The sequence below is a fragment of the Nonomuraea sp. NPDC059023 genome (assembly GCF_042740095.1).
Lineage (GTDB): Bacteria > Actinomycetota > Actinomycetes > Streptosporangiales > Streptosporangiaceae > Nonomuraea.
Map to the genome: position 1 here is coordinate 1 of NZ_JBHYIO010000092.1, position 9,476 is coordinate 9,476.

General features: G+C 65.9%; 10 protein-coding genes and 1 pseudogene. 5 read left to right on the forward strand and 6 right to left on the reverse strand.

Translation table 11 applies throughout. From position 1 onward, the window contains the following. The first annotated feature begins 177 nt into the window (after positions 1-177). A complete protein-coding gene (locus ACFWYW_RS58210) occupies positions 178-354 on the forward strand; it encodes a hypothetical protein (protein WP_379627988.1) in 177 nt (58 codons plus the stop codon). Positions 355-393: 39 nt separating this feature from the next. Here ACFWYW_RS58210 and ACFWYW_RS58215 read toward each other — a convergent pair whose 3' ends face one another. Together ACFWYW_RS58215 and ACFWYW_RS58220 are read right to left on the reverse strand one after the other, a co-directional pair. Continuing rightward, positions 394-1,821, reverse strand: coding sequence for an MFS transporter (locus ACFWYW_RS58215; RefSeq protein WP_379627990.1), 1,428 nt, complete (start codon positions 1,819-1,821; stop codon positions 394-396). Further along, positions 1,818-2,120 (reverse strand): hypothetical protein, encoded by a 303-nt coding sequence (locus tag ACFWYW_RS58220; RefSeq protein WP_379627993.1) that lies wholly within the window; start codon positions 2,118-2,120, stop codon positions 1,818-1,820. The genes ACFWYW_RS58215 and ACFWYW_RS58220 overlap by 4 nt, the downstream gene beginning before the upstream one ends. Positions 2,121-2,215: 95 nt before the next feature. Here ACFWYW_RS58220 and ACFWYW_RS58225 point away from each other — a divergent pair, with 95 nt between their 5' ends. Further along, positions 2,216-2,890 carry a winged helix-turn-helix transcriptional regulator gene (locus ACFWYW_RS58225; protein WP_379627995.1) on the forward strand — a complete coding sequence of 225 codons (675 nt, stop codon included), beginning with the start codon at positions 2,216-2,218 and terminating at the stop codon, positions 2,888-2,890. A gap of 37 nt (positions 2,891-2,927) precedes the next feature. Here the strand turns inward: ACFWYW_RS58225 and ACFWYW_RS58230 are convergent, their stop codons facing one another. Further along, entirely contained in the window at positions 2,928-3,371 is a 444-nt protein-coding gene (locus tag ACFWYW_RS58230; protein WP_379627997.1) for a dihydrofolate reductase family protein, read from the reverse strand. Positions 3,372-3,901: 530 nt separating this feature from the next. Here ACFWYW_RS58230 and ACFWYW_RS58235 point away from each other — a divergent pair. Further along, complete coding sequence (locus ACFWYW_RS58235; protein ID WP_379627999.1) at positions 3,902-4,213, forward strand: hypothetical protein; 312 nt, start codon at positions 3,902-3,904, stop codon at positions 4,211-4,213. Positions 4,214-4,417: 204 nt separating this feature from the next. Here ACFWYW_RS58235 and ACFWYW_RS58240 read toward each other — a convergent pair whose 3' ends face one another. Further along, entirely contained in the window at positions 4,418-5,710 is a 1,293-nt protein-coding gene (locus ACFWYW_RS58240) for an ISL3 family transposase (RefSeq protein ID WP_379641440.1), read from the reverse strand. Positions 5,711-5,763: 53 nt separating this feature from the next. Continuing rightward, a pseudogene (locus ACFWYW_RS58245) lies at positions 5,764-5,925 on the reverse strand (hypothetical protein); the annotation flags it as partial. Here ACFWYW_RS58245 and ACFWYW_RS58250 point away from each other — a divergent pair. Both ACFWYW_RS58250 and ACFWYW_RS58255 read left to right on the forward strand, forming a co-directional pair. Next, the gene (locus ACFWYW_RS58250; protein ID WP_379641441.1) at positions 5,851-6,201 is read left to right on the forward strand and encodes a hypothetical protein; all 351 of its coding nucleotides are present in this window, start codon (positions 5,851-5,853) and stop codon (positions 6,199-6,201) included. The pseudogene ACFWYW_RS58245 and the gene ACFWYW_RS58250 overlap by 75 nt on opposite strands. Positions 6,202-6,714: 513 nt before the next feature. Next, on the forward strand, positions 6,715-7,932 hold the full coding sequence (locus tag ACFWYW_RS58255; protein ID WP_379627947.1) for an alpha/beta hydrolase fold domain-containing protein: 1,218 nt from the start codon (positions 6,715-6,717) through the stop codon (positions 7,930-7,932). A 592-nt stretch (positions 7,933-8,524) separates the two neighbouring features. Here the strand turns inward: ACFWYW_RS58255 and ACFWYW_RS58260 are convergent. Next, on the reverse strand, positions 8,525-9,439 hold the full coding sequence (locus ACFWYW_RS58260) for an EamA family transporter (protein WP_379627945.1): 915 nt from the start codon (positions 9,437-9,439) through the stop codon (positions 8,525-8,527). Positions 9,440-9,476 lie beyond the last annotated feature (37 nt).

Here is a 9,476-nt window from a genome sequence, read left to right on the forward strand (position 1 = left end):
TTCCCACTCCGCATTGGTCAGATCACCACGACCCATGACCCAATCGTGACAACATCACCACAATTAGTCAGCAGATCTAAGAAACGGCTCCTAGCGCGAACCGGGAAGGACGGGTTGTCATCTGCCGTGACGTCGTGGTGAGGGTGGTGGATCTTGTAGGCGCGGATCGTGTCGCTCATGTTCTACGCCGACGCGGACGGCGACAAGGCCGCCCACATCGTCATGACGACGATCAGGATATCGATTACTCGCTGGACGGCTCGCCATCAGATCAGCTTCGACGCGCCGACTCCGCGTCGTCGTTCGGGGTCGGCTCCGGCGGCTGCCTGTGGCTTCCCGCGTCTTGGCGGTTGAGCAGGTCGGCGGGCTGGGGATACGCGCCTGCGGCCAAAGTTAGCGTGCGGCCGGCTCGGGTTCAGGTGCGGTCCGGAGCCTGCCGGGGATGAGGAAGGTGGCGGCCAGGCCCAGGACGGCGAACCCTGCGGCGACAGAGAACGCGGCGCGCAGGCCTTCGGTCAGGGCCACGGCGGAGTCAACGTGGCTCGCGCCGCCGGCGACGGACAGAGCGACGGAGGTGACGATGGCGATGCCCAGCGCGCTGCCGATGTTGAAGGAGGTGTCGACCAGCCCAGCGGCGAGCCCAGACTCCTGCTCGGCCACACCGTCGAGTGCGGCGATCTGTGAGGCGACGAATGCGGCACCCATGCCGGGACCGAAGATCAGCAGACCCCAGAAGAGGTCGCCGAAGAAGGTTCCCTCAACTGAGATCGAGACCAGCAGCAGCGTGCCGACGACGAGGAGTAGCAGGGCGGGAACGGCAATCGGCCGCAGGCCCATTCTGGTAACCGCCGCTTGGCCCGCGAAGGCGCCTGCAATGGTCATCCCCGTCATAACCGCGCTGGTCAGGGCGAACTGCAGGGCGGAGTAGCCCAGCACTTGTTGCGTGTACAGCGCGAGCGGAAACAGCATGCCGTCCACCGTGAGCCCCACCGCGAAGATCACCAGATTGCCCGCTGCCAAGCTACGCAGCCTGAAGATCGGCAACGGCACCAGCGGCGCCGCCGACCTGGACTCGATCACCAGAAACAGGCCCAGCAGCACGACCGCCGCGGCGAGCTCGGCGAGGGTGGCCGCGCTCCACCAGCCGACCTCGGGCGCGTTGGTGATCGCGTGAATCAGCAGCACCAGCGCGGCGGTAACAGCGAGGGCTCCGGCCACATCGAACCGGCGCGCGGCGGCATGGTCGCTGCTCTTGGCGACCACGACCGGCGCCAGCACGAACAACACGATGCCGATCGGGACGTTGATGAAGAAGATCCACTCCCAGCCGAGCCCGGAGGTGATCACTCCTCCGCACAGCAGACCGGCTGTGGCGCCGATTCCTCCCAGCCCACCCCACACGCCAAGGGCCCGGTTGCGCTCGGCGGGGTCACGGAAGGTCGCGAGAACGATGGACAGCGCGGTCGGCGCCATGATCGCGGCCGAAACGCCCTGGACCACCCGGCCCACGATGAGCACACCGCCGCTCCAAGCGAGCCCGCAGATGAGCGACGAACCGACGAACAGGGCTAGGCCGACGAGGAAGACGCCTCGCCGTTCCATGAGGTCGGCCACCCTGCCAAAGAACAACATCAGGCCGCCGAAGGACACCGCGTAACCGGTGAGGACCCACTGCACTCCTGCCACCGTCAGGCCGAGGTCTCTTTGCATCGACGGGATCGCGGTCAGCACGATCGTCGCGTCGAGGATGACCATGAAGAACGCCGTGCCGAGCAAGGCCAGCGCCTTCCAGCGCCGCGGATCGGGCAGGATGCCGCTCATCTGCCGCCTCCACATCGATAGGAGCCGACCGGCGTGGCCGCCGACGGCGTGACGGCCGTCGCGATTCGGTCCGCGATCCCGGCCGGGAAGGTCTGGAATGCCGACAGGGACGGCAGCACCTCGGCGTCGTCAATCGCGACGTGGACGAAGGTCACGCCGTCGACGAGCCTGAAGACCGCATACCGCAAGCCCTCGGGTTCTTCCATCGCAAGCTGCGTGAAGACGCCTTCGATCAGGCGCTGGTTCTCCTCGGCCGTTTCGGGTCGCGTCTCGTAGCGGACCACCAAGGCTTCACCCATGCCACACCTCCTGATTAGTTGGAATATACAATCATCTAGTTGGAAATAACAACTAGATGGACTGATTTTCCTACCTCGCTTGGTATGGTTGTGGAATGACGGGCAAGAGGAAGTACGACGACGGATGCGCCGTGGCCCACGGCCTCGACCTCATCGGCGAACGCTGGGCGCTGCTGGTGGTGCGCGAACTCCTCCTCGGTCCCAAACGCTTCACCGACCTGCGCGCCGGCGTCCCGGGCGCCAGCTCCGACGTGCTCACCCAGCGGCTGCGGGAACTGACCCGATTCGGCATCGCACGCAGGCGCAAGCTCGCCCCGCCAGCCGGGTCCTGGGTCTACGAACTGACCGACTGGGGCATGGAGCTGGAGCCCATCGTCATCCAGCTCGGCAAGTGGAGCAGCCGCTCCCCCGCCCTGCAGACCCACGCCAAGATCGGCGCCGACTCGCTGGTCCTTTCCTTCAGGGCGTTGTTCGACCCGCGGGCGGCGGCCGATCTCACCGTGACCGTACTCCTGCGCCTGCACGAGCAGGAGTACGGCGTCCGCATTGCCGACGGCGTACTCGACGTCAACCGCGGCCCCGCCGACCGTCCGCACGTCGTCATCAGCACCGATCCCGACACCCTCAGCGCACTGCTGCACGACGGGCGGCAGCTGAGCGAAGCGCTGCGGGCTGGTGATGCGCGCGTCAAGGGATCGGCACAGGTGGCCGAACGCTTCCTCACCTTGTTCCCGCTACCCGCACCCGCGCCCCTCCCCGCCGACACCTGAGGCCCCGGTACGGAATCCGGGAGAAGGCGTGGAGCGGTCAGGCCCGCGAGGTCGATCGGAGGGCGATCGAAGCGTTTGAGTCCGCGGTACCAGCGGGCGAAGCCGTCAGCCGATGCACCCGACTGATCGTCGAATCGATTCCCGCCTGCCGGCCGCTCCGCCCATGGGCATCGGCCAGGCAACCGTCCACCGGCCGGGATCCGCCCCCAACGGCAAGCGGGACTGTAGACCCGCCCGCCACGAGCAGGAGCGCTCGAGCATGTCCCCCCATGGTGCCCCACCCGCCGGTGGATGTTGTCAATGAGTCGACGTTGGCCGCCCCTGTCTGACCGGTGACCACTGGGAAGAGCGCCAACTGGACACGGTCGACCAGGCCGGCGGCCATCAGCGCCTGGTTCATCGACAAGTTGCTGTGCGAGCGCAACGGCAGCTCAGGCTCCTCCTTGAGCCGGGCCACGACGTCGACGGCGTCATTGCTCACCAGCGTCACATCCGGCCAGTTGAGAGGTCCTTCGAGCGTGTCGACATCACCGTTGGCGGCATGCTCCCCATCCGGGTGTTCGCCGGGTCACTCACCGTGGATTCCTCGATGCTCGGGCCCAGCAGCTGCACGAACTGCCGGAGAGTATTGGCCCCGAGCACCATCCGCTGCTCTTTCCTCTGATCCCCTGGCCGCCGGCGGCCAGGGGATGTGGTCAAGGCGATGGCGCCTTGGAGGTGACCTGATGACAGCAGTCTGTAGTTTCAGAAGGGTCTTCGTGCGATCGAGAAAGGATCGCGATTCTCGCTAACGCGCCGTGCCCGTCAATGTCGAGCATGGATCGGCGGCTGTAGGTCAGGCGTCTGGGTTGGACATCCAACGGGATCCCACTCCCCGAGGCTCTGGCGTCAACGTCGATCGGCCAAGACATCCCGGCACTCCGTTTGCTCGATGAACGGGCCCTCTCCCCTACCGCATCCGCCGACACGACCGTCCTGAGCGACACGTCCAGCTCTAGTGGAAAGGCAGACATGCGAAACTTCACCCGGACCTTGGTCATTACCGCAGCGCTCGCGACTGGCTTGGTCTTACCAGCCATGGCTCAAGCGACAAGTTCCACGGCGACCTACTCAACCTGCACCTACCGGATCACCGTGTCGCATCACTTCGTGATGGCCGACGGCAGTCCGGCATTCCTGGCTCCCGCCGGCAAGCAATTCGTGGGCCACCCAGTCCCGATCCGCAAGATCAACGGAGTCGTCCACCGACCGATGCAACCGTTCAATCAGGTCTGGGGACAGGTCAGCAAGATGAGGGAGATACCAGGGTCCTGCCAAACCTGAACTAGCCGTTCGGGACGCTGAACTCTGCGTGCCAGCGTCCCCGACCCGAGCCCATGGAATGGACCTGTGCCCGGTGCGGCCCGCTGCACGTCCAAGGACGGGTCCACCCATAGGCGATCGTCTCCACATAGCCGGAGAACGCCATCTGGCGAGGGTCTGTCGAGAGATCGGCTCTGGCCCACTTTCGGTGGTGACGGAACGTGGTTAGCCGAGCAGGATCCGGTGGCGGAGGAGCTCGAAGCCGGCCCGGCCGTACATCTGCCTCTTGATCATTTTCGTTCTGGTGTTGACGCCTTCGGCGCCGCCGTTGTGGAACGGGAGGGTGAGGGCGGCATCAACGGCGGCTCGGTCGTAGTCCAGCCCGCGAGTGAAGGCGTGCATGTGCGGCAGGTCGACCTGGCGCGCCCGTTCAATCCAGGCGGTCAGTAACTGGTCGTTGCCCTGCTTGGGGTCGAGGAGAGCAGCGAAGCCCCGGACGAGTCCGGCGAGCATCGTCATCTCGTGGCAGGCGGCAATGGCGGCATCCAGCCGCTCGGCATGATGCTCTTTGAGCTTGCCCGGTTCGGTGAGAAGGAGGCCGGCCAGCCGCTTGGGCGAGATCGCGGGCCGGTCGCATTCGACCCGGCCTTGGTTGATGTAGCGGTAGAGCAGGTTCTGGCTACCGGTATAGCCGAGCTTCTTGATCTCGACGAGGAGTCGCTGGACCGGGACGGCGGGATCTTCGGCCCGGCGCCGGCGCAGATGGTCGCGGAACGGATCGACCAGCGTGGGCCGGTACTTCGGCACGCGCACCAGCCGCTCGGGTTCGCTGACCCGGGCGTAGCGCTTGACGGTGTTGAGCGCAAGGCCCAGGCGGCGGGCGCATTCCAGCAGCCCGACACCCTGGTCGAGCAGGGCGTGGACCTGCCGCCAGCGTTCGCGGGTAGTGGCGGTTCGGACGCCTTCTTTCGGCGGCGGGCCGGTCTTGCCCCAGCAGAGCGAGTGCGCGGCGACCTCCTTGACCACGGCTTCGGCCAGGTTGTGCCAGACATGCCAGCGATCACCGACCTGCACCGCGTCAGGCAGGGCGCGACGGATCGCCTCGGCGTAAGCGCCGCTGCTGTCACGGCACACCACCCGCACACCGGGATGGGCACGCAGCCACGCCTCCAACGTGTCGGCCTGACGATCGGCGAGCACATCGATCCGCTCCCGCGTCACCGCATCGATGATCACCGTGGCGTAGCGGTGCCGTTTACGGAGCGCGAAGTCGTCCACCCCGATCACCTCCGGCGTCGGACGGACCGGCAGGGGCAGAGACAGCAGAGACCGGACCGCGGTCTGCCGCGACATCGCGACTCCCAGTACGGCCAGCAGCCGAGACCCCGCCCGCCGGGCAACTCCCGCACCACCGCCCCCACCTGCGTGGCCAACGCGATCGTGCGGCGCTGATACGGTCCGGCCAGCCCGGGAAGCGGCTCCCGGAACGTCTGCCGCTCGCACCCGACCGTCGCGCACCTCAGCCGCCGAAACCGTAGTCGCACCAGAACCCGCTGCCCGCCCAACGGCAGGTCAGCCAGCTGTCGATTCACATAGCCGTGCACCCGCCCGACTGTTCCGCAGCCGGGGCACGCTGCCGGCGTGCCCCGGGACGCGACATGCACCACGATCGACCCGGTCCCGACCTCGGCTTGAACGCTGCCGATGGCCAGGTCGGCCAACTGCGGGAACACCAGCCTCAGCAAGATCCTTTACGTCACACCGGCGTCACGCTGACACAGCACGCCGAGATAGCCGTGGACCGACACGAGCTATTACGTTCCGTCACCACCGAAATTGGGCCAGAGCCGAAAACCGTACAGTCCCGGGTGGAACGCCCGAACGCTGTTTCTGCGGTCGCCGAGACTGTCCTGCGCGGGCCGTTTCGTCCGGACGAGGAGGGAGTGATCGATATGCCGCCGGGATTGACGGAAATCAGCATCACCGACCTTGGGCTTCGAGTCCAATGAGGTGATCGTGGAGGGGCAGGGCTCGGTCGTCTGGACCACGGACGGCGCCCTTTCGCACCAGGTCAAGTTCGACGACGAGGACCACGAGTCGATGATCTTGGCCAGTGCTGGTCACATCTTCTCCGTGCCCTCGACGCACCGGGCACCAACACCTACCACGACATCCTCGAGCCCTTCGCCAAGGGCACCGTCATCGTGCGATGACCGGCTGGGGGAATCAACCCAGATCCACATCGGCGGTCGATCCTAGCATGAACCGCTGAGATCATCCGGCGGGGGCGCCTTGATCATGGCTTGGGTGTGCAGTGGAGGGCCGTCTCTGGCGACAGTGGCAAATTGTCAAAGGAGGATCGACAACCATGACTTGCCGACCTACCTAATGGCTGAATGCGATCACGACGGCCCTGCCTGGTCCAGGTGCGCGGTGCCAAGGATCGGAACTGGCGGCTCATGCGGAGTGGGTGCAGTCACGATGAGAGCCCGATGAAGGGATGTTTGGGCATACTGGCTGGTATGAGCGATGCCATGTCCGCCCAGGTGCTCCCGCTGCCCTCAGCGCCGGACTCGATCGAGCTACGGCATCTGCGTGCGTTCACAGTCGTGGCCGAGGAACTCAACTTCAGCCGGGCCGCTGATCGCCTGTACCTATCCCAGCCAGCGTTGAGCAGGCAGATCCGGTTCCTCGAGCGGGTCGTCAACTGCGACCTGTTGCGTCGTACCACCCGGCGGGTAGAGCTGACGCTCGCCGGTGAGGCGCTGCTGGACCACGCGCATCGCATTCTGGCCGGGCTGGACAAGGCTGTCAGCGACACCCGGGCGGCGAGCGGAGAACCTGCCGCGCACCTCGCCAGCCATTGGGGCGCCTTCGGCGACAAGCCTATGGAGGGTGATGTGGAGAAGGTCCGCGCTGCGTGCGAGGACCTGCTTGCCCAGTTCCCTGTTGAGCCGAAGATCACCGTTCGTCCTGTCAACGCGGGCGGGGTCGCCAGCCTCGTAGCCGCACCTCGACCCCAGGCGCCGATCACCATGCTGCACCTACACGGTGGGGGCTATATCGCCGGATCCGCGTTCGGCTACCGTTCGTTGGCAACCGCGCTGGCCTCGGTGGCCGAACGCGCGGTCATTGTGCCCGATTATCGGCTGGCTCCTGAGCACCCCTTTCCCGCCGCGCTGGACGACGCGCAGTACACCTACGAGTGGCTCCTCGACCACGGTCGCGCCCCCAGCGAACTGACGGTCGTCGGTGATTCCTCGGGCGGAGGGCTGGCCCTGTCCTTGCTGATCAGGCTCAAACAGCAGGGCCTGCCACTGCCCGCCCGAGCAGTGTTGCTATGCCCGTGGGTCAACCTGGCGGTGAAGTACGATAGAGCGGTGCAGGGCTCCGTGGTGAGTATGGCGGCCCTGCGCCGGATGGCCGGTCTCTATCTGGCAGAGTCCTTGGTGGACGATCCGGCGATCGACCCGTTGATCGATCCGCTGAACGCTGATCTGTCGGGCCTTCCACCGCTCCTCATTCAGGCGGGCTCAGGCGAGCCCATCCTGGAGGATGCGCAGCGCCTGGCGGACCACGCGACGGCGCACGGAGTTGACGCGCAGTTGGAGATATACCCAGTCGACACCCACAACTTCCCCCTTTTCTGGTCGTTCCTACCGGAAGCCGTCGACGCTCTGCATAGGATCGGCGCCTACGTGGGAGGTACGGGCAGTTTGGAGGCGCGCCCGGCGACATGAGCGAGGGCCGCGGCATCCCACCGCGACGAGCCTGCCGTTGTCTCCGCAGCCAGGTCCCGTTCTGTCGGACTGTACGAAATGGGGACAACCGCCTCAGAAGCTACGGCTTCGCAATGCAGCGGACACCCGGTCGGCGATGCGAGGCGGTCGACTCTCGGTCGCGAATCGGACCTGTCGCCCCTGGCTCCAAATGAGCAGACTGGCCGCCGCAGGAGGATCCCAGGTGCTGGATCGAGCTCTACCATCTGATGTCCTCGACGGCGTCGCCTACGAAGGCGAATAGCTTGCTGACGACGGCCCGCAGCAGCCTGCCTACCTTCGGTAGGTCATTGCCATCGAGGATGACGTCCTCTTGGGGCGAGGGACGTTTCGACCATTGGGCCTCTATGAACGCCGGGTGGCTGTGGTCGGGCTGCTCGGTGCGTGGTCTGCTCCCGCGTTGCTGGCGCTCGCTGCGAATACGGGCGCGTTCTTTGCGCTGGGCCTGCGTTCAGCACCGCTGGGTCACGCCGGTGCCGGTCGCGGCAGGGCCGGTAGGACTGCAGCTTCAGGGCGGTGACAGTCGTATGACGTCTTTCACTTGCGCCTGGACCTACCCGGTGACGAATGCGCCAACTGATGCTGCGCACAGTGCCAGGCCCACGCTGTGCAGCAGGCTTGTGCGTTCCCGGAGGACCAAAGCAGCCAGGATCACTGTGAACGCCGGGTAGAGCGAGGTGAGGACGGCGGCGGCGGTAAGGGTTCCCTTGTGGGTGGCAATGAAGTAGAGGATCGTCCCGGAAACGGCGAGCACGCCAGGCCAGAGGGCCATCCATGGCGATGGCGCGGATGTCACAGGACGCCTGGTCGCGACCCAGCTCACCAGAGCGACGGTTCCCAGTATCACGGCTGACATCACCTGACTCGTGGCCACTGGCCATAGACCGGCAAGGTCGCCAGCCCGGTTGAGGCAAATGAACAGGCCGGCGAAGCCGAGACCGGCCAGCAGGCCATCCCCTACACCGCCACTGCTCCTGCGGGATCCAGTTCCGGAAGAAACCAGCCAAATGCCAGGTACGGCCAGGCAGATGCCGAGGGTAGTAGGTGTTGTGAGATGGGCTCCGAAGACGAGATCGACCAGGACAGGGATGCCTGCGGCTGTGACGGCCGACAGGGGCCCGGCGATGTTCATCCGGCCATGAGCGAGACCACGATAGAGCGCCAGCGTGCCTACGGCGCCGCCGATTCCGGCGCCCATGCCCCATAGAAGTGTTGTCCCATCGGGTAGCGGCGCGTTCGAAGTCAGTGCTGCACCGGTGGCGCCGAGTGCACCGGCCGCCTGGCCGATAAGGCCGACAACCGTGTAGTGAGTGCGACGTGAGATCAGTCCGCCGAGAAAATCCGCGGTTCCGTAAAGTACGGCTGCGGCAACTGAAAGAAGAAGGACCAGCCCCATCACGATCGCCTCGTCATGTTGAGGCGCGGCGCCGGATGAGTGTCCATGGTGGTCGGGCACATGCGTGTTCACCTCTCTTGGCTATTGCGCCGTAGATGAGTAAAGGCGC

Bases quoted from the DNA above. Each gene is read 5' to 3' on its own strand.
- ACFWYW_RS58210 (WP_379627988.1), top strand. From the start codon at position 178: ATGTTCTACGCCGACGCGGACGGCGACAAGGCCGCCCACATCGTCATG.
- ACFWYW_RS58215 (WP_379627990.1), bottom strand. From the start codon at position 1,821: ATGAGCGGCATCCTGCCCGATCCGCGGCGCTGGAAGGCGCTGGCCTTG.
- ACFWYW_RS58220 (WP_379627993.1), bottom strand. From the start codon at position 2,120: ATGGGTGAAGCCTTGGTGGTCCGCTACGAGACGCGACCCGAAACGGCC.
- ACFWYW_RS58225 (WP_379627995.1), top strand. From the start codon at position 2,216: ATGACGGGCAAGAGGAAGTACGACGACGGATGCGCCGTGGCCCACGGC.
- ACFWYW_RS58235 (WP_379627999.1), top strand. From the start codon at position 3,902: ATGCGAAACTTCACCCGGACCTTGGTCATTACCGCAGCGCTCGCGACT.
- ACFWYW_RS58250 (WP_379641441.1), top strand. From the start codon at position 5,851: ATGCACCACGATCGACCCGGTCCCGACCTCGGCTTGAACGCTGCCGAT.
- ACFWYW_RS58255 (WP_379627947.1), top strand. From the start codon at position 6,715: ATGAGCGATGCCATGTCCGCCCAGGTGCTCCCGCTGCCCTCAGCGCCG.